Origin of the sequence: Paracoccus sphaerophysae, assembly GCF_000763805.1 — a bacterium.
Classification (GTDB): domain Bacteria; phylum Pseudomonadota; class Alphaproteobacteria; order Rhodobacterales; family Rhodobacteraceae; genus Paracoccus; species Paracoccus sphaerophysae.
The window spans coordinates 22,769-47,204 of the sequence record NZ_JRKS01000002.1; the positions used below are offsets into that span (position 1 = coordinate 22,769).

The window sequence follows — 24,436 nt, forward strand, 5'->3', positions numbered from 1 at the left end:
GGCGCAATGCTGCCGCCGCTGGACGACACCACCACCATCGACCAGCTGACGCTGGACCCCTATCCGATCTATCGCCGGATGCGCGCGGAAACCCCGGTGATCCGCGTCGCCTTGGCGCAGCGGACCTTCCTCGTCAAGTATGACGACACCAAGGCGGTCAAGGACGACCCCGAGCTGTTCAGCTCGAACGACCCGCGCACGCCGATGCAGCCCGCATTCCGCGCCCACACGCTGATGCGCAAGGACGGGCCCGAGCACGTGCGCGAGCGCATGGCGATGATGCCGGCGCTGACCCCAGGATGCTGAACGCGGAATGGGTGCCGCTGTATGAACGGCTGGCCGGCGCGTATCTGGACCGCCTGCCCAAGGACGGCCCGGTCGATCTGTTTTCCGAGCTGTGCGGCCCGATCGCGGCTCGCATCCTCGCCCATATCCTCGGCATCCCCGAGGCGACGGACGAACAGATGCAGCGCTGGTCGCAACTGCTGATCGACGGCGCCGGCAATTTCGGCTGGCGCCCCGGGCCGTTCGCCGCGAGCGACACCGCCAATGACGAGATGGACGCCCTGTTCGGCCGCCTCGCCGAACAGCGCCGCGCGGCGCCGGACAGCTCGGCGCTGTCGGTGATGGTGAACGCGGCCGACCCGATCCCGGTCAGCCAGATCTATGCCAACATCAAGATCGCGATCGGCGGCGGCATCAACGAACCGCGCGACGCGCTGGCGACGCTGATCTATGGCTTCCTGACCAACCCCGATCAGCTGGACGAGGTCAAGCGCACCGGCGAATGGTCCAAGGCGTTCGAGGAGGGCGTGCGCTGGGTGGCGCCGATCCAGGCCAGCTCGCGGCTGGTGACCCGCGACACTCAGATCCGCGGCTATGACATCCCCAAGGGCGACACGGTGATGACGATCCAGGCTTCGTCCAACCGCGACGAAGAGGTGTTCGGCGACAATGCCGAGGACTTCTTCGTCTTCCGCGACAAGAACCCGCACCAGGCCTTCGGCAACGGCCCGCATCACTGCGCCGGCGCCCATACCGCACGCCGCACGGTCGGCAAGATCATGCTGCCGATGCTGTTCGAGCGGTTCCCGAACATGCGCCTGCCCGACCCCTCGGCCGTCAAGTGGCGCGGCTTCGGGTTCCGCGGGCCGATCAACGTGCCGGTGGTCATGGGTTGACCCCGGCGAACTTGCCAGAACAGGATGAATCCATGGTCAAAGTCACCTATGTCGCCGCCGACGGCACCCAAACGACCGTCGAGGGGCGGCCGGCGCCAGCGTCATGCAGACCGCGCTGGCCAACGACGTCGACGGCATCGTCGGCGAATGCGGCGGCGCGATGATGTGCGCGACCTGCCATTGCTATGTGGACGAGGCCTGGACCGACCGCACCGGCCCCCGGCACGAGCGCGAGGACGACATGCTGGAAGGCGCCGCCTCGGAAGTGACCGCAGCCTCGCGGCTGTCCTGCCAGATCAGGCTGACGCCGGATCTGGACGGGCTGGTCGTGCATCTGCCGGACGAACAGTTTTGACGACGGTCGTCATCGTCGGGGCCGGGCAGGGCGGCCTGCAGGCGGCGATCTCGCTGCGCCAGAACGGCCACGAGGGGCCGGTGGTGCTGCTGGGCGACGAACCCGGCCTGCCCTATCAGCGCCCGCCGCTGTCCAAGGCCTACATGTTCGACGGCAACGAGGACGCGCTGGCGCTGCGGCCCGAGTCCTTCCTTGCCGCCAAGCAGATCGACTATCGCCCCGGCCTGCGGGCGCTGCAGATCGACCGCGCCGCGCGGCAGGTGGGGACCGAGTCCGGGGCGCTGCCCTATGACCATCTGATCCTCGCCACCGGGGCGCGCAACATGCACCCGCCGCTGCCGGGGGTGGAACGGGCGATGGACCTGCGCACCCTGGCCGATGCACGGCGGCTGCGCGACCGCTGCGCCAGCCCGCGCCGCTTCGCGGTGATCGGCGGCGGCTTCATCGCGCTGGAATTCGCCGCCGTCGCCCGCAAGCTGGGGCATGAGGTCACTCTGGCCGAGGCCGGCCCGCGGCTGATGGGCCGCGCCGTCTCGGCCGAGATGTCGCGCGATTTCGCCGAGATGCATCGTGCCCTGGGCGTCAACCTGCGGCTGGCCGACCCGGTCGCCGCGGTGACCGAGACCGGCATGGTCCTGACCAGCGGCCACGTGGTCGAGGCGGACGACGTGCTGCTGGCCGCCGGGGTGCGGCCGAACGTGGAACTCGCCGAGGCGGCGGGGCTGACGGCGGCGAACGGCATCTGGGTGGATGGCCAGCTTCTGACCGAGGACCCCGCGATCTCGGCCCTGGGCGACTGCGCGGCCTTCCCCGACGCCCGCTCGGGCCGGCGGGTGCGGCTGGAAAGCGTGCAGGCGGCGACCGACCACGCCCGCCACATCGCCGCCCGGCTGACCGGGGGCAACCCGCCCGATTATGACGCGGTGCCGTGGTTCTGGTCCGACCAGGCCGACTGGAAGCTGCAGATCGCCGGCCTCGCCATGCCCGAGGACCGGGCCGAACAGCCCGCCCCCCATGTCGTGTTCCGCTTCGACGATCAGGACCGGCTGACGGCGGTGGAAACGATCAACGGCGCCCGCATCCACATGAAGGCGCGCAAGATGATGGCCGCGGGCCCGATCGACGCCGCCCAGGCCGCCGAGCTGCTGGCATGACCTGGGTCCTGATCCCCGGCCTTCTGTCCGACGCCCGGGTCTGGGGCCCTCTGGCCGAGGCGCTGCCCGGCCCCGTCCTGCACGCCGACCTCACCCGCGACGCACCCATCCGCGCGATGGCCGCCCGCCTGCTGGTCGAGACCGATGGCCCGCTGGTCGCCGTCGGCCATTCGCTGGGCGGCCGCGTGGCGATGGAGATGGCCGCGCAGGCCCCCGACCGCATCCGCGCGCTGGTGCTGGTGAGCAGCGGCCACCACCCCGCGACCACGGCCGAGCTGCCCCGGCGCGAGGGGCGGATCGCCGAGGGTCACACCGACATGGCCGCCCTCGTCGCCGACTGGCTGCCGCCGATGGTGGCGCCCGACCGGCACGGGGACACGGCGCTGATGGACGACCTTGCCGCGATGGCCCGCGGCTTTGACGCCGCGACCCATGAACGCCAGATCCGGGCGCTGATGGCGCGGCCGGATGCGGGGGCGACGCTGCCCGAGCTGCGCTGCCCGGTGCTGCTGGTCGTGGGCGACTGCGACGGCTGGTCGCCGCCCGCCCAGCATCACGAGATCGCCGCGCTGGTCCCCGATGCCGAGGTCCGCGCCATCCCCGGCGCCGGACATTTCCTGCCGGTCGAACGCCCGGCCGAGACCGTCGCCGTCCTCACCGGCTGGCTGGCCGACAAGGGGCTGCTGACATGACCGACCGCCGCGAGATTCCCGACACGCCGCTGTTCGACCGCGACGTGAACCGGCAGGGCTATGCGCTGAACAAGTTCGCCATGTCGCTGGGCCGGCCCGACAACCGCGCCGCCTACAAGGCCGACGAGGATGCCTACCTGGCCCGCTTTGGCCTGGGCCCGGCCACCACCGCCGCGGTCAAGGCGCGGGACTATGCCGAGATGGTCCGGCTGGGTGGCAACCTGTTCTTCATCCTCAAGATCTCGGCGGTCGATCCGACCCCGATCACCGCCATCGGGGCGGCGCAGGTGGGCATGGATCACGACCGTTTCCTCAAAGAGAGGCTGGGCAAGTAATGGCACGGATCATCGGCGGGCTGGGCACCAGCCACGTGCCCTCGATCGGGGTGGCTGGACCGGGGGCTGGCGGACGGGCCGGACTGGAAGCCGCTGTTCGAGGGCTATGCCATGCCGCAGCAATGGATGCGCGACCACAAGCCCGACATCGCCGTGGTGATCTTCAACGACCACGGGAACAGCTTTTTCCTTGACCGGGTGCCGACCTTCGCGGTGGGCGTGGCCGACAGCTACAAGCCCGTCGACGAGGGCTGGGGCCCGCGCGCCATCCCCGATTTCGACGGCGCCGCCGATCTGGGCTGGCACTTCGCCGACCGGCTGGTCGAGCGCCACTTCGACCCGCTGATCTGCCGCGAGATCGAGGTCGATCACGGGCTGCAGGTCCCGATGGAGCTGTTCTGCGGCCGCCCTGCGGAACGCTGGCCGGTGAAGGTGCTGCCGATCTGGGTCAACACCATCCAGTTCCCGATCCCCACCCCGCAGCGCTGCTGGGACATGGGCGTGATGCTGCGCGAGGCGATCGAGAGCTTTCCCGGCGACGACCGCGTGGTCATCATGGGCACCGGCGGGCTGTCCCACCAGTTGCAGGGCCGCCGTGCCGGGTTCCTGAACCCCGCCGCCGACCGCGACTGGCTGGCCACCATCGGCCCCGACCCCGACCGCTGGCGGGGGATGAACCGCGAGGATTACGTGGAAACCTTCGGGTCCGAAGGGGCCGAGCTGATGATGTGGCTGGTCATGCGCGGGGCGATGAACCGCGAGGTGCGCACGCTGCACACGCATTACCACGTGCCGGCCTCGATGACCGGGGCGGGCTGCGTGGTGATGGAAAACGCCTGAGATGCCGTTCTTCCTGATGCGCTGCCTGCACCATCCCGGCCGCGACGCCGACCGCGACCGGCTGCGCCCCGCGCATCGCGACTGGGTGGCCTCGGGCGGGGAGGGGCTGGCGTCGGTGCTGATCGGATCGACGCTGCTGGACGAGACAGGGGCGTCGGCGGGGAACTTCGGCATCCTGGAGGCTGCGTCGGCCGCCGAGGCGCGCCGCTTTGCCGAGGGCGATCCCTTTGCCCGGGGCGGCGTTGTCCGCGCCGTCGAGATCACTCCGCTGCCCGACAGCTTCCAGCAGGACCGGATCGGGCGGCGGATGTCGCCGCCCGTCACCTGAGCGCTACTGCATCATCGTCGTCGGCAGATACAGCGACAGCGCCGGGATCGCGACCAGGATCAGCAGCGTCACCAGCATCGCCAGCCCATGGTCAGCGCCGAGGCGACCGAGGACCCCGACAGCGCCGCGAAGCCGCCGCAGCCGATCAGCGTGGCGATGGCCAGCCCGCCGCGGATCTGGCCGATCAGCGCATAGGCGGCCTCGTACAGCCGCCGGCTCATCCCGGTGATGCTGGCGACGTTGCCCATCAGGATGAACAGCGGCACCACGATCAGTTCGGGGTTCGACGCGATGGTGAAGGACTCCGACGCCAGCAGTCCGGTGGCGGCGTTCAGACCGTTCAGCATCCAGACGCCCACGAAGCCCACGAGGAACATCGAGAACGCCACCGGCACGCGCAGCGCCAGCAGGGCAAGCAGGATCACCGTCCCGGTGACGGCCACGGCAACGGGGCTCATGCGATGTCCTTGCGCCTGTGGGACGACCGGCCCGAGGTGATGAACTACACCGCCCGCAGCAGCATGGCGAGCGCGGTGATGACCGACAGCGCGGCGATGGCCCACTGGAACCACGCCTGCGGCAGATTCAGCAGGTTGGTGGACAGATGCAGCTTCCGGCTGAGCTTGGCGGCCTGGAACACCGACCAGGCGATGGTCAGGAAGATGACCCCGCCCAGCAGGTCGATGGCGATGTCGATGACGTGGTTCACCCGCGGCGACATGTGCCGTTCCAGCAGGTCGACGGCGATGTGGCCGCCCTCGCGGTCGCACAGCGCCATGCCGCCGAAGACGACGATGACGAAAGCCATCGTGGCGATGTCCTGCGCCCCGAACAGCGGGCTGCCGAAGGCGCGGCCGATCACGTCGACCAGCACCACGCCCACCAGGCACCACAGCGCCACGGACCCGGCCAGCGCCGCCAGCTCGATCAGCCGGTCGGCGGCGCTGCGCAAGCCGGACAGCATCACCTGCCCTGCATCCTGGCCAGGACCTCGTCGCCGCCGACCTGCTTGACATAGGCGTCGGTGATCGGGGCCAGCGCCTGGCTGAAACCGGCGACCTCCTCGGGCGTCAGGTCGATCCAGGTGTTGCGGGTGTCGGCCTTGGCGGCGGCGATGGCCGCGTCGGCGCTGATCGCGGTCGCCGAACTGGAAAGCTTCACCCGCGCCGCGCAGCAGCTGGGACTGGCGCAGCCGACCGTTCACCGTTCGGCCACGATGCTGGAACACGCCGCCGGGGTCCGGCTGTTCGAACGCACCGCCCACGGGCTGATCGCCACCCGCGCCGCGCGGCAGCTGGCGCTGGCGGCCCGGCTGGCGTTTGCCGAAATGGACCAGGCCACCGCCGAGCTGGGCGCGCTTGCCGGCCGCGAGGTCGGGCGCATTGTCATCGGCGCGCTGCCGCTGTCGCGGTCGGGGTTCCTGCCCCGCGCGCTGGTCGAGTTCCGCGCCCGCCACCCCACCTTTCCCTTCGAGGTGATCGACGGGCGCTATGACGAGCTGCTGACCGCGCTGCGGCGGGGCGAGATCGACCTGATGCTGGGGGCCTTGCGGCTGCCGGCGCCGACCGAGGACATCCACCAGGACCGGCTGTTCGACGATTCGGTCGTGATCGTCGCCCGCCCCGGCCATCCGGTGCTTGCCGACGGCCCGCTCGACCCCGCCCGGCTGGCCGCCTATCCGTGAGTGCTGCCGCGCCGGCCCACCCCGATCCGCGCCACGCTGGACGCCTTCATGGCCGGCCACCCGCCGCGCAGCATCATCGAGACGTCCTCGGTCATCACCATGCGCGAGATCCTGCGGCAAAGCGACCATCTGGGCGCGCTGTCGCGCCAGCAGGCGCAGACCCCAGCCGAGGCGCACGCCCTGACGATCCTGCCGGTCGAGGTGCCCAATTCCCGGCGGCCCATCGGGCTGACGACGCGGTCGCTGTGGGAACCGACCGCGCTGCAGCGCGAATTCCTGGCCATCCTGCACGAGGTCGCGCGCAAGGTGGCCTGAGGCCGCGCGTCAGCCCTGGTCGTCGCGCCCCGCCAGCCGCGCCAGGATGGCGTCGCTGCGCGCGGCCAGGTCGTCGGGCCCGGCCGGCAGCGCCAGCTGGCCGATCCGGTCCTGCCACTGGGCGGTGGCGGTGGCGAGGCCCGACGGCATCCCCAGCTCGTCCAGCGTCGCCGCGACCTCGCGCATCTCGGCGGCACGGCGGCCGCCATGCACCATCATCCGTTCCAGGTTATAGGCCGCGCGCCGCGGCCAGTCAGTCCCCGGATCCGAGGCCACCAGCGATCCCAGCACCCGGCCGTCCACCCCCGCCCGACGCGCGGCCAGCAGGCATTCCGCGGTCAGCGCCTCGATCCCCTTGATCATCACCGACCGGATCATCTTGACCGCCGAGGCATCGCCGACCGCGTCGCCCGCGATCTCGGCCGACATGTCCAGGTCGCTCAGCAGCCCGGCCGCCGCCGCGGCATGCGGCCCGGCGATCAGCATCGGCGTGCGGTGCAGGCGGGGATGGACCGGCGCCATGATCGCCACGTCGACACAGCGGCCGCCAGCGGCCTCGATGACCTCGGCCGAGACCCGCTTGGCCCCCGGCGAGCAGCTGTTCGCGTCCAGCCACAGGCAGCCCGCCGGCAGGTGCGGCGCGCATTGGCGGGCGGCCTCGACGGCGCGGTCGGCGGTGACGAGGCACCACACCGCCTCGGCCCCGTCCAGCGCCGCCGCCCGGTCGGCGGCCAGTGTCACCCCCGCGGCCGCCGCCCGCGCCAGCGGCTTCGCGTGCGGTTCGGTCTGCCGGATGTCATAGCCGGCGAGCCCCGCCGCCCGCGCGTCCCCCAGCCGGTGGCAAGGGCCTCTGCCGCCTCGCCGAAACCGATCATCGCCATCCGCATCGCCCGGCCCTCTCGTTGGTCGCGCGCCGATCAGTCCCCGTCTGCCGCGCGCCCGCAAGCCGTCCTAGCCTGTCCTTATGACGCGGCACGCACTCCGACGGCCCGGATCACCACCCGTTGACCGCCCCCGCCTTGCGTCGGCGGGCCCGAGACGCCACCTTCCGGCCAGCACCGAAAGGTTATCCCCATGCGCCTTGCCCTCGTCGCCCTGCTGCTGACCGCCTCGCCCGCACTGGCCGAGATGCCGCCCGGGGTCAGCCACTTCACGCTTGAGAACGGCATGGAGGCGGTGGTGATCGAGGATCATCGCGCCCCGGTCGTGGTGCAGATGGTCTGGTACAAGATCGGCTCGGCCGACGAGGTGCCGGGCAAGACCGGGCTCGCGCATTACCTGGAACACCTGATGTTCAAGGGCACCGACAAGCTGGCCGCGGGCGAGCTGTCCAAGACGGTGACCGCCAATGGCGGCATGGACAACGCCTTCACCAGCTATGACTTCACCGCCTATTTCCAGCGCATCGCCGCCGACCGGCTGGACCTGGTGATGGGGATGGAGGCCGACCGCATGGCCAACCTGCGGATCGGCGAGGATGACTGGCAGGCCGAACGGCAGGTCGTGCTGGAGGAACGCGCCCAGCGCACCGACAGCGACCCCCGCGCGCTGTTCGGCGAGGAACGCTCGGCCGTGCAATATTACAACCACCCCTATGGCCGCCCGGTGATCGGCTGGCGGCAAGAAATGACCGGCCTGACCCGCGAGGATGCGCTGGGCTGGTACGACCAGCATTACGCGCCGAACAATGCCGTGCTGATCGTCGCGGGCGACGTGACGGCCGACGAGGTCAGGGCCCTGGCCGAAAAGCACTATGGCCCGATCCACGCCGACCCCGCCGCGGTGCGCGCCCCGCGCCCGCAGGAACCCGAGCAGCGGACCGAGCGGCGGATGCAGATGACCGACCCGCGCGTCGCCCAGCCGGTCCTGTCGCGCAGCGTGATCGCGCCAGAGCGCAACCCCGGCGACCAGAGCCAGGCCGCCGCGCTGACCGTGCTGGCCGAGCTGCTGGGCGGGTCGCCGCAGACCTCGGTGCTGGGCAAGGCGCTGGTGCTGCCGGGCAAGGCGCTGTTCGTGAATGCGGGCTATGACGGGCTGACGGTGGACCCCACGACCTTCACGCTGAGCCTGGTGCCCGCGCCGGGGGTGTCGCAGGATGACGCCGAGGCGGCGCTGAACGCGGCGCTGGAACAGTTCGTCAAGGACGGGCCGGACCCGGCGCAGCTGGACCGAGTGCGCACCCAGCTGAAGGCGGCGCGGATCTATGAACGCGATTCGGCGCATGGGCGCGCCTATGACTATGGGCAGGGGCTGGCGATCGGGCTGTCGGTCGAGGACGTGAACGCCTGGCCCGACCTGCTGGCCGCGGTGACCCCTGACGACATCCGCGCCGCCGCGGCCGAGGTGCTGGGCGACCGGCCCGGCGTGACCTCGTGGCTGCTGCCGGGACCGGCAGAGACTCCGGTCGAGATGGCCGAGGCCGCCGCGCCCGGTGCGGGCGGGCCGGTGCCGGATGGCGCGGCGCCTGGGGCGGATCCCGGCGACGGCACCCCCAGCACCGCCGCCGAGACCCCCCGCCCCGCCGTCCCGGCACCGCAGCCCACGGACACGCCGCATCCCGCGGCCGACACGCCCGCATCCGCAACCCCGACGGAGCCGCAGCAATGATCCGCGCCCTGTTCACCGCCGCGCTGCTGAGCCTCGCCGCCGCCCTGCCCGCGCGGGCCATCGACATCCAGCAGGTCACCTCGCCCGGCGGCGTCCCGGCCTGGCTGGTCGAGGATCACTCGATCCCCTTCGTGGCGCTGAACATCGCCTTCCGGGGCGGCGCCTCGGTCGATGCGCCCGGCAAGCGGGGCGCGGTAAACCTGATGACCGCGCTGCTCGAGGAAGGCGCGGGCGAGCGGGACGCCACCGCCTATGCCGAGGCGCTGGAATCGCTGGGGGCGACCACCAGCTTCGGCGCGGGCGACGACGCCGTGACCGTCAGCCTGCGGGCGCTGACCGAGAACCGCGACGAGGCCGCCGACCTGCTGCACGACGCGCTGACCACGCCGCGCTTCGACGCCGACGCGGTGGAACGGGTCCGCGCCCAGGTGCAGTCGGTGATCCGCTCCGAGGCGACCGATCCGCAATCCATCGCCGCCAAGGAAATGGCCCGCCGCGCCTGGGGCGACCACCCCTATGGCAGCTCGCTGAACGGCACCGCCGAGTCGGTCGCCGCCCTGACCGCCGACGACCTGCGCGCCGCCAAGGACCGGGTGCTGGCCCGCGACCGGGTGATCGTCTCGGCCGCCGGCGACATCGACGCCGCGGCGCTGGGGGCGCTGATCGACCGCATCCTGGGCGACCTGCCCGCGCAGGCCACGGCGCCGCTGCCGCCCCCGGCGCAGCTGAAGCTGACCGGAGAGACCACGGTCATCGACTGGGACAGCCCGCAGACCGTGGTCAGCTTTGCCCAGGCCGGCCTGCCGATGTCGGACCCCGACTATTTCGCCGCCTTCGTGCTGGACCACATCCTCGGCGGCGGCGGGTTTTCGTCGCGGTTGATGGACGAGATCCGGGAAAAGCGCGGCCTCACCTATGGCGTCGGCACCGGGCTGGCCAATAAGGTGCTGGGCGAGACCTGGCAGGGCGGCATGGCCACCGCGAACGACAAGACCGCCCAGGCGGTGGCGCTGGTGCGCGAGGTCGTGGGCCAGATCCGCGAGGGCGTCACCGACAAGGAACTCGCCGACGCCAAGACCTACCTGACCGGGGAATATCCGCTGCGCTTCGACGGCAACGGCAAGATCGCCGGCATCCTCACCGGGATGCAGTTGATGGGGATGCCGCGGGACTACGTGAACACCCGCAACGGGATGATCGAGAAGGTGACCGCCGCCGACGTCAAGCGCGTCGCCGACCGACTGCTGGACCCGGCAAAGCTGGAATTCGTGCTGGTCGGGCGGCCGGTGGGGCTATGAAGGCGCTGTCTGACCGCGCCCTGCTGACTGTCGGGTGGACGGGGTTTCTGGGCTTCGCGACGCTTTTCTTACGCGAGGTGGTCTATCTGACTGGGCTTGGCGCGCTGAACGGCGGGCTGGAAGGCGGGCGCCGCTTCATCGGTGGACACGGCACCTATCGGGAGGTGCCGCGATGGTTCTGCAACCTGCTTGGTATGAACTGGCCGCGTTCCTGCGATTCGGGGGGCATGATCGCCTTGCCGATACTATCAGCGCGGCTCAAGCGGCGCGGAGAACCTATTCCCTGGCTCTGAACAGGCGAACCGCGCCGCGCCCGGGGCTGGCCCCGGCCGCGGGGCGGGCGACGCTTACTTGACCTGCACGGCCCCGCTGCCGCCCAGCGCGGCACCGGCGACGGCACCCACGGGGCCCGCGACGACGGCGCCGGTCGCGGCGCCGGTGGTGGCGCGGGTGCCCGCGTTCGGGCCGCAAGCGGCGAGAGCCAGGGCAGCGGCGGTCAGGCTGGCGAGGGTAACTTTGTTCATGGGTCCAACTCCGTTGATCTGTTGCAGGTCAATGCCTGCGGCTCGCGGTGGTTCCGCAAGCGCGGCATGAATCGTCCCGCAGGATCGCGAATCGATTTCCCGGTGCGGCGTCCGATGCTATATCTGGGGACATGACGCGCCATGACCCCAACATCCGCCCCGTTATCCGCCAGCTCGACGAGGCGGCGGCGAACCGCATCGCCGCCGGCGAGGTGGTCGAACGCCCTGCCTCGGCGGTCAAGGAACTGGTGGAAAACGCGCTCGACGCCGGCGCCCGGCGCATCGAGGTGGCTATCGCGGGTGGCGGCAAGCGGCTGATCCGGGTCACCGACGATGGCTGCGGGATGACGCCCGCCGACCTGCCGCTCGCGCTGGCCCGGCATGCCACTTCGAAGATCGACGGCTCGGACCTGCTGGCGATCCGCAGCTTCGGCTTTCGCGGCGAGGCGCTGCCCAGCCTCGGGGCGGTGGGGCGGCTGACCCTCACCAGCCGCGCGCCGGGCCATGACGCGGCGCAGATCGCCGTCGAGGCCGGGCGCATCGGCCCGGTGCGTCCCGCCGCTGGCAATCGCGGCACGGTGGTCGAGCTGCGCGACCTGTTCTTCGCCACCCCCGCGCGGCTGAAATTCCTGCGCAGCGACCGCGCCGAGACCCAGGCCATCGCCGAGGTCATCCGCCGCCTGTCGATGGCCGAGCCAAGCGTCGCCTTCACCCTTTCCGACGAGGATGCGGGCCGGGTCCTGTTCCGCGCCGATGCCGAGACGGGGGACGACCTGCACGCCGCCCGCATCGGCCGCGTCATGGGGCGCGAGTTCGTCGACAACGCGATCCCGCTGGACGCGACCCGCGACGGGCTGCAGCTGACCGGGCTGGCCGCTCTGCCGACCTATTCGCGCGGCGCGGCGGTGGCGCAGCACCTGTATGTCAATGGCCGCCCGGTCCGCGACAAGCTGCTGATCGGGGCGCTGCGGGCGGGCTATTTCGACGTGCTTGCCGCAGGGCGGCACCCGGCGGCGGTGCTGTTCCTGACCTGCGACCCGCAGGGCGTGGACGTCAACGTCCACCCCGCCAAGGCCGAGGTCCGGTTCCGCGAACCCGACGCTGCGCGCGGGCTGGTGGTGTCGGCGCTGCGCCACGCCCTGGCCGGGGCGGGGCATCGGTCGTCCTCGACCGGGGGCGCGGCGACGCTGGCCGCGCTGCGCCCGGAACCGCAGCCGATCCTGCGCCCCGCCGCGATCCACCCGGCCGCGATCCGGGCCGCGTGGGAGGCGCAGGCGCCCATGCCGGGCCTCGCCGAGGCCGCGGGCTTTGCGCCTGCCGCGGCACGGGTCGAACCCGAGCCCGACCCGACCGACGCGCCGCTGGGCGCCGCCCGCGCGCAGCTGCACGAGAACTGGATCGTCGCCCAGACCGCCGACGGCATCGTCATCGTCGACCAGCACGCGGCGCACGAGCGGCTGGTCTATGAGCGGCTCAAGGCGCAAGCGGCCGGGCGGATCCCCTCGCAGGCGCTGCTGATCCCCGAGATCGTCGAGCTGGGCGACGGCGCCGACCGGATGCTGGCGGTGGCCGAGGACCTCGACCGGCTGGGGCTGGTGATCGAGCCCTTCGGCCCCGGCTGCCTCGCCGTGCGCGAGCTGCCCGCCGTGCTGGGCCATGCCGATGCCGCGGCGCTGCTGCGCGACATCGCCGACGACCTGGCCGATCTGGGCCGATCCGACCGGCTGCAGTCGCGCATCGACGCGGTGTTGTCCTCGATGGCCTGCCACGGCTCGGTCCGCTCGGGCCGCCGGCTGACCGGCGACGAGATGAACGCCCTGCTGCGCGAGATGGAGCGCACCCCGCGATCCGGCCAGTGCAGCCACGGCCGCCCGACCTGGGTCGAACTCAAGCTGGCCGACATCGAACGGCTGTTCGGACGCTGATTGACGCAAAGCCCCCTTCGGGTGACAAGCGGGCAAAGGGGAAAGCCATGCTTGAAATCAGCGCCGACAAGATCGCCTTCGTCATCATCCGGGCCCGCGATTACGATCAGGGGCTGGACGGGCGCGGCGGGCGCAATGCCTTCGAGCTGCGCGACTTCATCGCCGATCTGAACGACGACGAACAGGCGGCGCTGACCGCGGTGATGTGGATCGGCCGCGGCACGTATGAGCCCGAAGACCTGGCCGAGGCTGTCGCCACCGCCCGGGCCGAAAAGACCACGCCGACCGAGGATTACCTGATGGGTGAGCCGCAGCTGGCCGACCATCTCGAGGCCGGCATGGCCGCCCTCGGGCTGGACGCGACCGGGGCCGAGGACGACCTGCTCAAGTTCTGACCGGGGCGCGTCGCGTCCAGATTCACTCGCGCGTCAGCACCCGCATCTCGCCGCTGTCCAGCAGCAGCCGCACCGAACCGTCCGAGGCAACGGCCACGTCGCGGACCCGTTCGCCCTGCGGATAGCGGGCCTCGCCGGTGACCTTGCCGCCCTCCATGGTCAGCCGCACCAGCGCCTGCGCGACCATGCCGCCGACGAGGATGCTGCCCTTCCAGTCCGGGAACATCGCGCCGTCATAGAAGGCCATGCCCGAAGGGGCGATCACCGGGTCCCAGTAATAGACCGGCTGCTCCATCCCCTCTTTCGCCGAGATCCCCTCGTTCAGCGGCGCGCCGCCATAGGACTGGCCATACGAGATCACCGGCCAGCCATAGTTCTTGCCGGGCTCGATGCGGTTCAGCTCGTCGCCACCTTCGGGGCCATGCTCGATGGTCCACAACTGGCCGCTGGCATCCAGCGTCCCGGCCTGCACGTTGCGCACACCCTTGGCGTAGATCTCGGGCAGGCCCATGCCGGGATTGCCCGGGGCGGGGGCGCCGGTGGTGCCGTCGATATGGACGATCTTGCCCAGGGTGTTGTCGTCGGCCTGCGCGGTGTCGCGGATCGGCACGTCCGACCGTTCCCCCAGCGTCACGAAGATCCCGCCCTGGCCGTCCGGGACGATGCGGCTGCCGAAATGCTTGTCGCCGTCATAGGTGGGGGTCTGGCGGAAGATGACCTTCAGGTCCTCCAATGCCCGCCCATCCGCGGCCAGCGTGGCGGTGGCGACGGCGGTGTGATTGCCGCCCTCGACGGGTTCCGAGAAGCTGAGCCACAGACGGCGCGAGCTGGCGAAGTCGGGCGCGATCTGCACGTCCAGCAACCCGCCCTGCCCGGCCGAGGCGACCTTGGGCACGCCCGCGATCGGGTCGGACAACGACCCGTCGGCACCGACCATGCGCAGGCTGCCGCCGCGCTCGGTCACCAGCCAGCTGCCGTCGGGCAGTTCCGCCATCCCCCACGGGTTCTGCAGCCCGGTGACCGCGGCGGTGGCCTTGATCGGGGTGTCGTCGGTGATGACGGGGGCGCGGGTCTGGCCCTCGAAGGCCGGGCTGAAATGTTCGACGTTCGGGGGCGCATCGTTGAAATCGGTGGCGCTTGCGGCCTGAGCGGCAGCGGCGCCCAAGGCCAGGGCGGCCGCCAGCGCGGTGCTGGACATGGCGTGGCGCAGAATGGTCACAGCGTGAAGCTCCTGGGTGAATGTCCAGGAGAAACCGTCCCGAACCCTCTGCGGTTCCGCACCGCGTCGGATGTCAGGCCGCCGAGAGGTGGTTCACCTTGGCCATGTGATCGGCGATCTCGCCCACCTCGACCAGCCACTTGCCGACCAGCTCGGGGTCCTCGGGCGCGGCGTGGACGCCGGGCGGGAATGCGCCGCGCAGCACCGATTCCACCGCCATCGCCACGGGGATCGACACCAGCTGCGCCATCGCGCTGCCCTGGTCGTTGCCCTGCGCGTCCAGCACCCATTCGCGGTCATAGACCGCCGCGCCGTCGCGTTCCGCGGCCAGCCGCACGAACAGCACCACGCGGTCGGGCTCGCCCTTGGCATAGGCGTGCTGGTCCCAGAACCCCTCGGCCATCTCGCGCAGGCGCACGTCGCCCTCGGGGCCGACCAGCCCCTCGACCTCGGCGAACACCTCGGACCATGCCTCGGACCAGCCCTTCAGCCGGATGGTGCCGCGAACGAAATCCTGCAGCGTCCAGTCGCGGTCGAAATTGTACTGGTCGATGAAGGCGGTGGAATCGCGGTTCGGATAGACCTCGAAGCGTTCCGGCACCGGCAGCGGCGCGTCATAGGGGTCGATGGCATGCCACGGCCGCTCGACGACGCGTTCCTCGCCGCCCCGGATCGACCTGGACGGAGAGCGCAGCGCCCGCAGCACCCCCAGCGGCGACCACGAGAACTTGTAGCGGAACGGGTTGGGGTGTTTCGGGATGCCGCCGCAATAGCTGGTAAAGCTGATCCGGTCGCCCTTCTGGGCGCAGTGGCGGTAATCGGCGACCAGCTCGTGCGCCATCAGGTGGTCGATGCCGGGGTCGAGCCCGACCTCGTTCACCAGCGCGACGCCGGCATCGACGGCGGCCTGTTCCAGCGCCGCCATCTCGGGCGAGATGTAGGACGAGCTGACGAAATGCGCCCGCTTTTCCACGCACATCCGGGCCAGAGCCGGATGCTGGTCGGCGGGCAGCATCGACACCACCACGTCGCCCGCGGCGACCGCCCCGGTCAGCGCCGGCAGGGAATAGGCGCGGATGTCGCCGGTCAGGTCGCCCACCGCCTCGCGCGCCTTGTCGACGGTGCGGTTCCACACCGCGACCGGCGTGTCCCCCGCCAGCAGCCGCCGCAGCCCGGGGATCGCGGACAGTCCGGTTCCGACCCAGTGGATGGTCATGGCTCAAGCCCTTTCGCGTGGGTGTCATAGATGGCCGCGGCCCGGCCCCAGGGACCGGTGTCGATCGCGTCCAGCCGTTGCAGCACCGGCAGCAGCTGCGCGGCATAGTCGATGCTGGATTCCCGCGGCAGCATCGAGGGCAGGTTGTCGATCGCCGTCACGTCCAATGGCGGGTTCTCGGCCACCCGCAGCGCCGGTTCGGCCCAGGTCGTGGTGCGGTCATAGACCTTGACCGGGGAAAAGGCGCTGGTCGGATCGCAGGCGATGTCGCCGATCACGGTCAGGGCTCGGCCGGGGTTCCTGGCGCTTTCGGGGACGAAGACCGGCGCGCCGGGCTGGGCGAGGATGCAGTTGAGGAATATCTCGTGCAGCAGGATCTCGGGGAACGGCCCGCCATGCGCGGTTTCCGCCATGTCCCATTTCGTCACCCGAACGCCCATTTCGGCGCACAGATCCGCGGCGCCGGTGCCGACCCGGCCCTTGGCGCCGATGACGATCGCCCGCGGCCGCAGCCGGCCGGTGGCGTCCAGGTCGGCCCGCAGTTCCGAGGCCAGCGCCTCCTTCCCCGGATAGGGGACGACCGGCCCGCAGATGCCCCCGCGCTGCTGCGCCGCCCAGCATTTCAGCGCCACCGCGGCGCCCGCATAGCCGGCCCAATAGCCGAACGCCGCCAGCCGCCTTCCGTCATCGTCCAGCAGGTATTCCAGATCATACAGCCGCCCGCCCCCCTTCTGGAAGCGACGCAGCAGCACCTGCCCGGCGGGCTGGCCCTTGAAGGCGTGGCCGAACATGATGTGGCGGTGCGGCAGGGCGGTCCCGTCCTCGGGCAGCTCCTTGAGGCCGAAGATGATGGCGTCGGACGGCGCCTCGGGCCACGAGCCCTCGGGCGCGATGACGGCGCCGGCGGCGCGATAGTCCTCGGTCGGGATGATCCGGCGCGGGCTGTCCTCGACCGTGACCTTGAAGCCGCGGCGGATCAGGTCGCGGACGCCGTCGGGGGTGATGCCGACCCGGTCCTCGTTGGGGCGGCTTTCCGCCCGAACCCACAGTTGCGTCATTCGACCCCTCCGGCTGTCTCTCGCGCGACTCCCCCCGACCGGGGAGGGCGTGTGATCCCCTTACGGAAACGCCGTTGCCCGGTCCAGAGCGACCCGCCGCGCGCCCCGGAACGGGCCCTCGCCCGCGGCGTCGATGCGGGCGACGGCCTCGGCGATGCCTTCCGTGATCACGGCCATCCGAAAGGCGGTGGCATGGACCATCGTCTGCGCATCCAGCGCAATGGCCACGTGCCCCGGCCAGAACAGCAGGTCATTGCGGCGGATGTCGGGGACCTCGGGGAGGGCGGCCTGCTGCAGGTCGGAATCGCCGGGGATCGTCACCCCGCAGGCCGCAAAGGCCGCCTGCGCCAGACCGGAACAGTCGATCCCGCCGCGTGAATTGCCGCCCCACAGATAGGGCGTCCCCAGCAGCGACAGCGCCACCGCGGCGGGATCGGGGGCGGGCGTTTCCGAGATATGCTGGACCGGGACGAACTGACCGGAGACAAGCCGCGCGAAGCCCCCGTCGATGCCGGCGACCGACAGCCGCGACCCCAGCGAGAGGCTGGAGATCTCGTGCTCCTTCATCGTCGCCCTGGGGTACAGATGCGTCGCCGGCGCGCTGATGCGGTGGGTGATCGCGGGCATCTCGGCCGACAGCGCGGCCATCGGGACCCAGCCGCAATAACCGTCCGCCGCGGCCTGCACGAAGGCCCGATCGTGGCGGCGCTCGATCACCGTCACGTCGGCGCCGAACAGCAGCTGTCGGTCGCGGCACCCGTCGGGCTCGCGGTCCAGGTCGACCAGCGGCAGCACGACCCGCATCGGCGTGCCGTCCGTGATCACAGGGCGGTCGACGCTGCTGCCGCGCAGCGCCACGCGGTCGGTCGCGGGTGTCAGCCGCCGATCCATCAGGCGACGCCGGTCAGCGCCGGAAGGGCATGCAGGATCGCCCGCATCCCCTGACCGACCCCGCCCTTGGGCCGCCCCGGCGCGGCGCTGGGCTGCCAGCCATAGATGTCGAAATGCACATAGGTGCCGGCGCCTTCGGTGAACCGCCGCAGGAACAGCGCCGCGGTAATCGCCCCGGCGAACCCGCCCGAGGGCGCGTTGTCCAGATCGGCGATGGCCGGCTCGATCATCGCCTCATAGGGTTCCCAGAACGGCATCCGCCAGATCGGGTCGGCGTGATCGCGGCCGGCGCAGAACAGCGCCTCGGCGGCGGCGTCGTGATCACAGAAGAACGGCGGCAGGTCCGGCCCCAGCGCCACCCGCGCCGCGCCGGTCAGCGTTGCCATGCTGATCAGCAGCGCCGGCTGCGCCTCGGCGGCATACGCCAGCGCATCGGCCAGCACCAGCCGGCCCTCGGCGTCGGTGTTGTTGACCTCGACGCTCAGCCCTTTGCGGCTGGCCAGCACGTCGCCGGGGCGGAAGCTGTCCGGCCCAACGGCGTTTTCCACCGCCGGGATCAGCACCCGCAGCCCGCCGGCGCGTCCCAACCTTGCCAAGGTCTCGGCCAGCCCCAGAACGTTCGCGGCGCCGCCCATGTCCTTCTTCATGATCAGCATCGAGGCCGAGGGCTTGATGTCCAGCCCCCCGGTGTCGAAGCACACCCCCTTGCCGACCAAGGTCACCGCGGGCCCCTCGCCCGGAAAGCGCAGGTCGATCAGCCGCGGTGCCCGCCCCGACCCGGCGGCCCGGCCCACGGCGGCGATCATCGGGAAGCCCTCGACCAGCGCGTCGCCCGTGATCACATCGACCGAGGCGCCGTGCCGCGCCGCCAGATCACGCGCCGCCTCCTCCAGCTCGGCCGGTCCCAGGTCGCTGGCGGGGGTGTTGATCAGGTCGCGGGCCAGATACTCGCCGGCGGCCATCGCCAGCACCGCGTCGCGGTCCACGCCCTCGGGGCAGACCAGCCGCGCCCTGGGCGGCTCGGCGGTCTTGTAGCGGCCAAAGCGGTACTGCGCGAACAGCCACCCCAGCGCGCCGTGGGCCATGTCATAGCCCGCCGGCGCCCCGGCGATGCGCCACGCCCCCTCGGGCAGCGCCTCGGCGGCGCGGGCCAGCGCGAACCGCTCGCGCGCCGGACGATCCGCCGGCGTCGCGGGCCGTCCGACCCCGAACAGCGCCCAGCTGACGCCGCCCTCGCCGGGCAGCAGGCACAGCTGCCCCGGCCGGCCGGCGAATCCGGTGGCCGCGGCGAAGCCGCTGTCCACGCCTTCGGGCCAGACCGGCCCGTCCTCGCCCTGCGGCACCAGCCACAGCGGGCGGGCGGCGGCATCGGCTGGGGCGAATTCTGGCTCGGTCATCGGCAGCTCCATCTCGTTCGGGCGGTCGCAAATATCCCGCGGGGGCGCGGGGGCGCGAAGCCCCCGCCTGCGGCAGAACTCCTGTTCACTTTCCCCGGCGTTTCCGCTATGCGCACGCGGCTGAAAGCGAAAGGATTCCCCAGATGGGTTACAAGGTCGTCGTCGCGGGCGCCACGGGGAACGTGGGCCGCGAAATGCTGAACATCCTGGCCGAGCGCCAGTTTCCTGCCGATGAGGTCGTGGCTCTGGCGTCCCGCCGGAGCCTTGGCACCGAGGTCAGCTATGGCGACAAGACCCTGAAGACCAAGGACATCGAGGGCTTCGACTTCACCGGCTACGACATCGCGCTGTTCGCCATCGGGTCCGAGCCGACCAGGAAATACGCCCCCATCGCGGCGTCGCAGGGCTGCGTGGTGATCGATAACAGCTCGCTCTACCGCTACGACCCGCTGATCCCGCTGATCGTCCCCGAGGTGAACCCGGACGCGGTCGAGGGCTATGCCAAGAAGAACATCATCGCCAACCCCAACTGCTCGACCGCGCAGATGGTGGTGGCGCTGAAGCCGCTGCACGACCGGGCGCGGATCAAGCGGGTGGTGGTGTCGACCTACCAGTCCGTCTCTGGCGCCGGGAAAGAGGGCATGGACGAGCTGTGGGACCAGACCAAGGCGGTCTACAACCCGACCTCGGACGTGCCCCCGAAGAAGTTCCAGAAGCAGATCGCCTTCAACGTCATTCCCCAGATCGACGTCTTCATGGAAGACGGCCAGACCAAGGAGGAATGGAAGATGGTCGCCGAGACCAAGAAGATCATGGACCCGTCCATCAAGGTCACCGCGACCTGCGTGCGGGTACCGGTCTTCGTCGGCCATTCCGAGGCGATTAACGTCGAGTTCGAGGATTTCCTGGACGAGGACGAGGCCCGCGACATCCTGCGCGAGGCGCCGGGCCTGATGGTCGTCGACAAGCGCGAACCCGGCGGCTACGTCACCCCGATCGAGTGCGTGGGCGACTATGCCACCTTCGTCAGCCGCATCCGCCAGGATCCCACAGTCGAGAACGGCCTGAACCTGTGGTGCGTCAGCGACAACCTGCGCAAGGGCGCGGCGCTGAACGCGGTGCAGATCGCGGAACTGCTGGGCAATCGGGTGCTCAAGAAGGGCTGATCGCCCCCGCCCGCCCGCAAAGATGTGAGAGCGCCCCTGCGGGCGCTCTCTTGCTTTATGATCGGCTCCGGCGGACCTTGGGCGCGAGGAACCGCCACCCGAGGACCACCCCCATGCGCCCCATGCTTCTGCCGCTGCTGGCCGCGACGCTGATCGGCTCTCCGGTCTGGGCCGAGCGGCTGTTCTCGCCCGCGCCGGTGCGGGCGGTGACGCTGTATCCCGACGGGGCCACCGTCACCCGCAGCCTGCGCATCGACGGCGCGCCGGGGGTGCATGAGCTGGTCGTGACCGACCTGCCGCCGGGCATCGACGCGGCTTCGCTGCGGGTGGCGGCGACGGGCGCGCGGATCGGTACCGTCGCGCTGCAGCGCGACCGCGCGCTGCCGGGCGAGGACATGGAAAGCGACGCCGTCAAGGCCGCGCGCGAGGAACTGCAGCGGCTCGAGGCCGCCTTGCGCGACCGCGACGCCCGCGTCGCCGCGATCCGGGCGCGGGCGCAGGCGGCCGAAGATACCGTCGCCTTCCTGCGCGCGCTGGGGCAGTCCGACAACGCCACCTCGGGCGACGTCAACGCGCTGGCCGACAACGTCGCCGCCCGGCTCACCGCCGCCCGGCGCGAGATGATCGCCGCCGAGACCGAGGCCAAGGCCGCCGAGGTCGGGCGCGAGCAGGATGTCGAGGCGGTGGACCGCGCCCGCGCCGCGCTGGCCGCGCTGCAATCCCCCGACAACCCCCCGGCGGCGCTGGTCATCAGCCTGCAGACCCAGGGCCCGGCCGAGATCTCGATCACCAGCCAGACCGCCGAGGCGAGTTGGGCGCCCGCCTACGACCTGCGGCTCAGCCGAGCCGCCCGGGCGATCACGCTGGATCGCGGTCTGATGGTGGCGCAATCTACCGGCGAGGACTGGACCGACGCGGCGCTGACCCTGTCCACGGCACGGCCCTCGGGGCAGGTCGCGGCGTCCGGGGTGGACCCGTGGTTCCCGCGCATCGAGGAGCAGGTGGTCTATGATGCCGCCGCGGCCCCCGCGGCGCCCGTGGCGATGGCCGAACGCAGCCGCGCGATGGTCGAGGTCGCGCCGGTGGTCCTCGGCGGCGGCGTCGGCAATGCCGAACTGTCCGCGATCGGGACCACGGTGGTCTATCGCTATCCGACACCGGTCACGATCCGCACCGGCGCCGACGCCGTGCGGCTAGGCATGGACAGCCAGACGATCCGGGTCGAGGTCATGGCCGAGGCCGTGCCGCTGCATGACGACAGCGCCTATCTGCGGGCCGAGGGCACCAACACCCTGCCCGACGTGATCCTGCCCGGTTCGGCGACGCTGTTCGCCGATGGCGCGATGGTCGGCCAGACCCAGCTGCCGCTGATCGCCGCCGGCGACCGGCTGGAACTGGGCTTTGGCCGCATCGACGGGATGCGCGTGGAACGCCGCGTGCCCGAACAGACCGAGGGCGAACGCGGCCTGATCCGCTCCTTGAATCAGCGGGTCGAGGTGGCGACGCTGCGGGTCGAGAACCTGACCGCCGAGGCGTGGCCGCTGCGGGTGGTCGACCGGGTGCCGGTGTCCACCCAGGACGACCTGGTCGTGGACTGGTCGGCCCAGCCGGCGCCGACCGAGACCGACCCCGACGGCGAACGCGGCGTACTGGTCTGGCGCACCGAGATCGCGCCGAAATCGGTGCACGAGATCACCCTCACCACCCGGATGCGCTGGCCCGAGGGCAAGGTGCTGTTCGACTGACGGCATTTGGCAAGCCGCGCCGGGCAGGCTACAGGGGCAGCGGAACCCCTAGGGAAGGCGCGGGCATGATTTGCGGCGGTCTGGATATCGGCGGCACCAAGATCGAGGCGACGCTGTTCGATCCCGACCTGGCGCCGCTGGACCGCCGCCGACTGCCGACGCCGCGCGACAGCGCCGACGCCTTCTTTGCCGCGGTCGCCGATCAGGTCGGCTGGCTTCGCGGGCGGGCCGGCGGCGACCTGCCGGTGGGCATCGCCACCACGGGGATGGTCGAGCCGGACACCGGGCTGGCGCAGACCGCGAACCTGCCGATCAGCGGCGAACACATGGCCGACCGGCTGACCGCCTCGGTCGGGCGGCCTCTGCCGGTGATGAACGATTCCATGGCGCTGGCCTTTTCCGAGGCGAATGGCGGCGCGGCCGAGGGCGCGACCGCCGCGGTGGGGCTGATCCTGGGGACCGGCGTCGCCGCCGGCTACTGCGTCGATGGCGCCCCGGCGCCGCGGTTCGGGGGGATCGCGGTGGAAATCGGCCATAGCGGCATGCCGGCCCGCGCGCTCGCCCGGCACGGGCTGGGCCTTTGGCCCTGCGGCTGCGGGCGCGAGGGCTGCATCGAGGCCTATGTCGCCGGCCCCGGCCTGCCGCGGATCGCTGATCACCTGGGGCTGGGCCGGATCGACGCGCCCGGTCTGTGCGCCCGGGCCGCAGAGGGCGAGCCGGGCGCGGAACGGGCGATGGCGATCTGGGCCGACCTGGCCGCCGAGGCGCTGGAGGTCCTGCAGCTGACCATCGACCCGCAGGTCGTCGTGCTGGGCGGCGGGCTGTCGCAGATGCCCGGCATCGTGGACCGGCTGACCGCCGCGCTGCAGCCGCGGCTGATGGCCGGCACGCCGATGCCGACGCTGCAACTGGCCCACTTTGGCGATGCCAGCGGCGTGCGCGGCGCGGCGCTGCTGGCGCGGCGCATCCAGACCGGCGACCTGCCTTGGACGCCCTGATCGCCCCGCAGCTCACTTGGCACGAGGGCGACCTGCGCGAGGGACTCGCGATCCGGCTGCGCGGCGGCGTGATCTCCCAGATCCGGCCGCTGGGCCGCGACACGGCCGATCTGCGCCCCTATCTCGCCCTGCCGGGGCCCACCGACCTGCAGGTGAATGGCGGTGGCGGGGTGCTGTTCAACGCCACGCCCACGCCCGAGGGCATCGCCGCGATCCGCGCCGCGCACCGGGCCCTGGGCACCCACGCGATCCTGCCCACCCTCATCACCGACGCCCGCGAGGTGATGGAGGCCGCCGCCGACGCCATCCTCGCGGCGCGCGGGCAGCCGGGGATCGCGGGCATCCATCTCGAGGGGCCGCATCTGGCGCCGGAACGGCGCGGCACCCACGCGGCGCAGCATCTCCGGCCGCTGGACGGCCGCACGATGACGGTCCTGCGCCGGCTGCGCGCGGCCGAGGTGCCGGTGCTGCTGACGCTCGCCCCCGAACGCGCCGATCCCGCGCTGCTGGCCGAGGCGGCAGCGCTGGGGGTGGTGCTGTCCGCCGGCCATTCCCAGGCGACCGCGGCCGAGGCCGAGGGGGCCTTTGCCGCCGGCGTCAGCATGGCCACGCATCTCTTCAACGCGATGCCGCCGCTGCACCACCGCGACCCCGGCCTTGCCGCCGCGGCGATCCTGTCCGACGCCTTCGTCGGCTTCATCCCGGACGGCATCCACGTCGCCTGGCCGATGCTGCGGCTGGCGCTGGCGGCGCGGCCGCGGGCGGATCGCAGCTTCATCGTCTCGGACGCGATGCCGACGGTGGGCGGGCCCGAGGCGTTCGACCTGTATGGCCGCCGCATCCGGGTGCAGGCGGGGCGGCTGGTCAACGACGAAGGCGCGCTCGCCGGGGCGCATCTGGACATGATCACCGGCCTGCGCCGGCTGCATCGCGACGGCGGGGTGGCGCTGAAGGCCGCCGTCGCCATGGCGACCCACATCCCGCGCCGGGCGATGCGGCTGCCGCCGCTGGGGGTCGCGCCCGGCACCCCGGCCGCGGTGATCGCGACGCTGGACGAGCGGCTGCGCTTTCAGGGCTGGCTGGGCGATCCGGCCTGACGGTTTCGTGCGCTTG

At 71.6% G+C, this 24,436-nt stretch carries 27 protein-coding genes and 1 pseudogene; 18 read left to right on the forward strand and 10 right to left on the reverse strand.

The window, feature by feature from the left end; all coding sequences use genetic code 11:
- Nucleotides 1–6: 6 nt before the first annotated feature.
- From IC63_RS19145 to IC63_RS01200, 8 genes are all read left to right on the forward strand, one after another.
- Nucleotides 7–306, forward strand: coding sequence for a cytochrome P450 family protein (locus IC63_RS19145; protein WP_332257708.1), 300 nt, complete (start codon nt 7–9; stop codon nt 304–306).
- Nucleotides 300–1,181, forward strand: a complete 882-nt coding sequence (locus IC63_RS01170; protein ID WP_332257709.1) for a cytochrome P450 — start codon at nt 300–302, stop codon at nt 1,179–1,181. The genes IC63_RS19145 and IC63_RS01170 overlap by 7 nt, the downstream gene beginning before the upstream one ends.
- Before the next feature lie 103 nt (nt 1,182–1,284).
- Nucleotides 1,285–1,536: a 2Fe-2S iron-sulfur cluster-binding protein gene (locus IC63_RS01175; RefSeq protein WP_332257710.1), complete on the forward strand. Its 252-nt coding sequence runs from the start codon at nt 1,285–1,287 to the stop codon at nt 1,534–1,536.
- Nucleotides 1,533–2,690, forward strand: a complete 1,158-nt coding sequence (locus IC63_RS01180) for an NAD(P)/FAD-dependent oxidoreductase (RefSeq protein WP_036716197.1) — start codon at nt 1,533–1,535, stop codon at nt 2,688–2,690. The genes IC63_RS01175 and IC63_RS01180 overlap by 4 nt, the downstream gene beginning before the upstream one ends.
- Nucleotides 2,687–3,382 carry an alpha/beta fold hydrolase gene (locus tag IC63_RS01185; protein WP_036716199.1) on the forward strand — a complete coding sequence of 232 codons (696 nt, stop codon included), beginning with the start codon at nt 2,687–2,689 and terminating at the stop codon, nt 3,380–3,382. Before IC63_RS01180 ends, IC63_RS01185 begins: the two co-directional genes overlap by 4 nt.
- Nucleotides 3,379–3,717: an extradiol ring-cleavage dioxygenase gene (locus tag IC63_RS01190; RefSeq protein WP_036716201.1), complete on the forward strand. Its 339-nt coding sequence runs from the start codon at nt 3,379–3,381 to the stop codon at nt 3,715–3,717. Before IC63_RS01185 ends, IC63_RS01190 begins: the two co-directional genes overlap by 4 nt.
- A gap of 111 nt (nt 3,718–3,828) precedes the next feature.
- Nucleotides 3,829–4,557: a class III extradiol dioxygenase family protein gene (locus IC63_RS01195; RefSeq protein ID WP_232222470.1), complete on the forward strand. Its 729-nt coding sequence runs from the start codon at nt 3,829–3,831 to the stop codon at nt 4,555–4,557.
- A 1-nt stretch (nt 4,558) separates the two neighbouring features.
- Nucleotides 4,559–4,885 (forward strand): YciI family protein, encoded by a 327-nt coding sequence (locus IC63_RS01200; RefSeq protein ID WP_036716202.1) that lies wholly within the window; start codon nt 4,559–4,561, stop codon nt 4,883–4,885.
- Nucleotides 4,886–4,953: 68 nt separating this feature from the next.
- Here IC63_RS01200 and IC63_RS01205 read toward each other — a convergent pair whose 3' ends face one another.
- The 3 genes from IC63_RS01205 to IC63_RS01215 are packed head-to-tail and all read right to left on the reverse strand — an operon-like array spanning nt 4,954 to nt 6,046.
- Nucleotides 4,954–5,343 (reverse strand): TRAP transporter large permease subunit, encoded by a 390-nt coding sequence (locus IC63_RS01205; RefSeq protein WP_036716204.1) that lies wholly within the window; start codon nt 5,341–5,343, stop codon nt 4,954–4,956.
- Between the two features lie 44 nt (nt 5,344–5,387).
- The gene (locus IC63_RS01210) at nt 5,388–5,849 is read right to left on the reverse strand and encodes a TRAP transporter small permease (RefSeq protein WP_052041765.1); all 462 of its coding nucleotides are present in this window, start codon (nt 5,847–5,849) and stop codon (nt 5,388–5,390) included.
- On the reverse strand, nt 5,849–6,046 hold the full coding sequence (locus IC63_RS01215) for a hypothetical protein (RefSeq protein WP_036716206.1): 198 nt from the start codon (nt 6,044–6,046) through the stop codon (nt 5,849–5,851). Before IC63_RS01215 ends, IC63_RS01210 begins: the two co-directional genes overlap by 1 nt.
- Between IC63_RS01215 and IC63_RS19150 the strand changes: the two are divergent.
- A pseudogene (locus IC63_RS19150) lies at nt 6,000–6,884 on the forward strand (LysR family transcriptional regulator). The gene IC63_RS01215 and the pseudogene IC63_RS19150 overlap by 47 nt on opposite strands.
- Nucleotides 6,885–6,893: 9 nt before the next feature.
- Here IC63_RS19150 and IC63_RS01225 read toward each other — a convergent pair.
- The gene (locus tag IC63_RS01225) at nt 6,894–7,829 is read right to left on the reverse strand and encodes a DUF1932 domain-containing protein (RefSeq protein ID WP_198026216.1); all 936 of its coding nucleotides are present in this window, start codon (nt 7,827–7,829) and stop codon (nt 6,894–6,896) included.
- Nucleotides 7,830–7,958: 129 nt separating this feature from the next.
- Here IC63_RS01225 and IC63_RS01230 point away from each other — a divergent pair, with 129 nt between their 5' ends.
- From IC63_RS01230 to IC63_RS01240, 3 genes are read left to right on the forward strand one after another with little or no spacing between them, the layout of a single operon-like run.
- Nucleotides 7,959–9,491 (forward strand): M16 family metallopeptidase, encoded by a 1,533-nt coding sequence (locus IC63_RS01230; RefSeq protein WP_084115345.1) that lies wholly within the window; start codon nt 7,959–7,961, stop codon nt 9,489–9,491.
- Nucleotides 9,488–10,789: a M16 family metallopeptidase gene (locus IC63_RS01235; RefSeq protein WP_036716207.1), complete on the forward strand. Its 1,302-nt coding sequence runs from the start codon at nt 9,488–9,490 to the stop codon at nt 10,787–10,789. Before IC63_RS01230 ends, IC63_RS01235 begins: the two co-directional genes overlap by 4 nt.
- Nucleotides 10,786–11,082, forward strand: a complete 297-nt coding sequence (locus IC63_RS01240; protein ID WP_036716208.1) for a hypothetical protein — start codon at nt 10,786–10,788, stop codon at nt 11,080–11,082. The genes IC63_RS01235 and IC63_RS01240 overlap by 4 nt, the downstream gene beginning before the upstream one ends.
- A 54-nt stretch (nt 11,083–11,136) precedes the next feature.
- Here IC63_RS01240 and IC63_RS18330 read toward each other — a convergent pair whose 3' ends face one another.
- Entirely contained in the window at nt 11,137–11,313 is a 177-nt protein-coding gene (locus IC63_RS18330) for a hypothetical protein (protein WP_198026217.1), read from the reverse strand.
- Nucleotides 11,314–11,444: 131 nt separating this feature from the next.
- Between IC63_RS18330 and mutL the strand changes: the two genes are divergently transcribed.
- Nucleotides 11,445–13,238 carry a DNA mismatch repair endonuclease MutL gene (gene mutL, locus IC63_RS01245; protein ID WP_036716210.1) on the forward strand — a complete coding sequence of 598 codons (1,794 nt, stop codon included), beginning with the start codon at nt 11,445–11,447 and terminating at the stop codon, nt 13,236–13,238.
- A 47-nt stretch (nt 13,239–13,285) separates the two neighbouring features.
- Nucleotides 13,286–13,633 (forward strand): DUF3775 domain-containing protein, encoded by a 348-nt coding sequence (locus IC63_RS01250; RefSeq protein ID WP_036716213.1) that lies wholly within the window; start codon nt 13,286–13,288, stop codon nt 13,631–13,633.
- Nucleotides 13,634–13,655: 22 nt separating this feature from the next.
- Here IC63_RS01250 and IC63_RS01255 read toward each other — a convergent pair whose 3' ends face one another.
- The 5 genes from IC63_RS01255 to IC63_RS01275 form a co-directional block, all read right to left on the reverse strand.
- A complete protein-coding gene (locus tag IC63_RS01255) occupies nt 13,656–14,852 on the reverse strand; it encodes a PQQ-dependent sugar dehydrogenase (protein WP_332257711.1) in 1,197 nt (398 codons plus the stop codon).
- Between the two features lie 73 nt (nt 14,853–14,925).
- Nucleotides 14,926–16,068, reverse strand: a complete 1,143-nt coding sequence (locus tag IC63_RS01260) for a saccharopine dehydrogenase family protein (protein ID WP_036716217.1) — start codon at nt 16,066–16,068, stop codon at nt 14,926–14,928.
- Nucleotides 16,065–17,126, reverse strand: coding sequence for a saccharopine dehydrogenase (locus IC63_RS01265; protein WP_036716218.1), 1,062 nt, complete (start codon nt 17,124–17,126; stop codon nt 16,065–16,067). The genes IC63_RS01260 and IC63_RS01265 overlap by 4 nt, the downstream gene beginning before the upstream one ends.
- Before the next feature lie 60 nt (nt 17,127–17,186).
- A complete protein-coding gene (locus IC63_RS01270; RefSeq protein WP_036716219.1) occupies nt 17,187–18,017 on the reverse strand; it encodes a C40 family peptidase in 831 nt (276 codons plus the stop codon).
- Nucleotides 18,017–19,414 (reverse strand): leucyl aminopeptidase family protein, encoded by a 1,398-nt coding sequence (locus IC63_RS01275; protein WP_036716365.1) that lies wholly within the window; start codon nt 19,412–19,414, stop codon nt 18,017–18,019. The genes IC63_RS01270 and IC63_RS01275 overlap by 1 nt, the downstream gene beginning before the upstream one ends.
- Before the next feature lie 143 nt (nt 19,415–19,557).
- Here IC63_RS01275 and IC63_RS01280 point away from each other — a divergent pair, with 143 nt between their 5' ends.
- The 4 genes from IC63_RS01280 to IC63_RS01295 all read left to right on the forward strand — a co-directional run bounded on the left by IC63_RS01280 (nt 19,558) and on the right by IC63_RS01295 (nt 24,420).
- Nucleotides 19,558–20,580: an aspartate-semialdehyde dehydrogenase gene (locus IC63_RS01280; RefSeq protein WP_036716221.1), complete on the forward strand. Its 1,023-nt coding sequence runs from the start codon at nt 19,558–19,560 to the stop codon at nt 20,578–20,580.
- Nucleotides 20,581–20,693: 113 nt separating this feature from the next.
- Complete coding sequence (locus IC63_RS01285) at nt 20,694–22,325, forward strand: DUF4139 domain-containing protein (protein ID WP_036716222.1); 1,632 nt, start codon at nt 20,694–20,696, stop codon at nt 22,323–22,325.
- A 65-nt stretch (nt 22,326–22,390) separates the two neighbouring features.
- Complete coding sequence (locus tag IC63_RS01290; RefSeq protein ID WP_036716224.1) at nt 22,391–23,323, forward strand: ROK family protein; 933 nt, start codon at nt 22,391–22,393, stop codon at nt 23,321–23,323.
- On the forward strand, nt 23,311–24,420 hold the full coding sequence (locus IC63_RS01295; RefSeq protein WP_052041768.1) for an N-acetylglucosamine-6-phosphate deacetylase: 1,110 nt from the start codon (nt 23,311–23,313) through the stop codon (nt 24,418–24,420). The genes IC63_RS01290 and IC63_RS01295 overlap by 13 nt, the downstream gene beginning before the upstream one ends.
- Nucleotides 24,421–24,436: the final 16 nt, after the last annotated feature.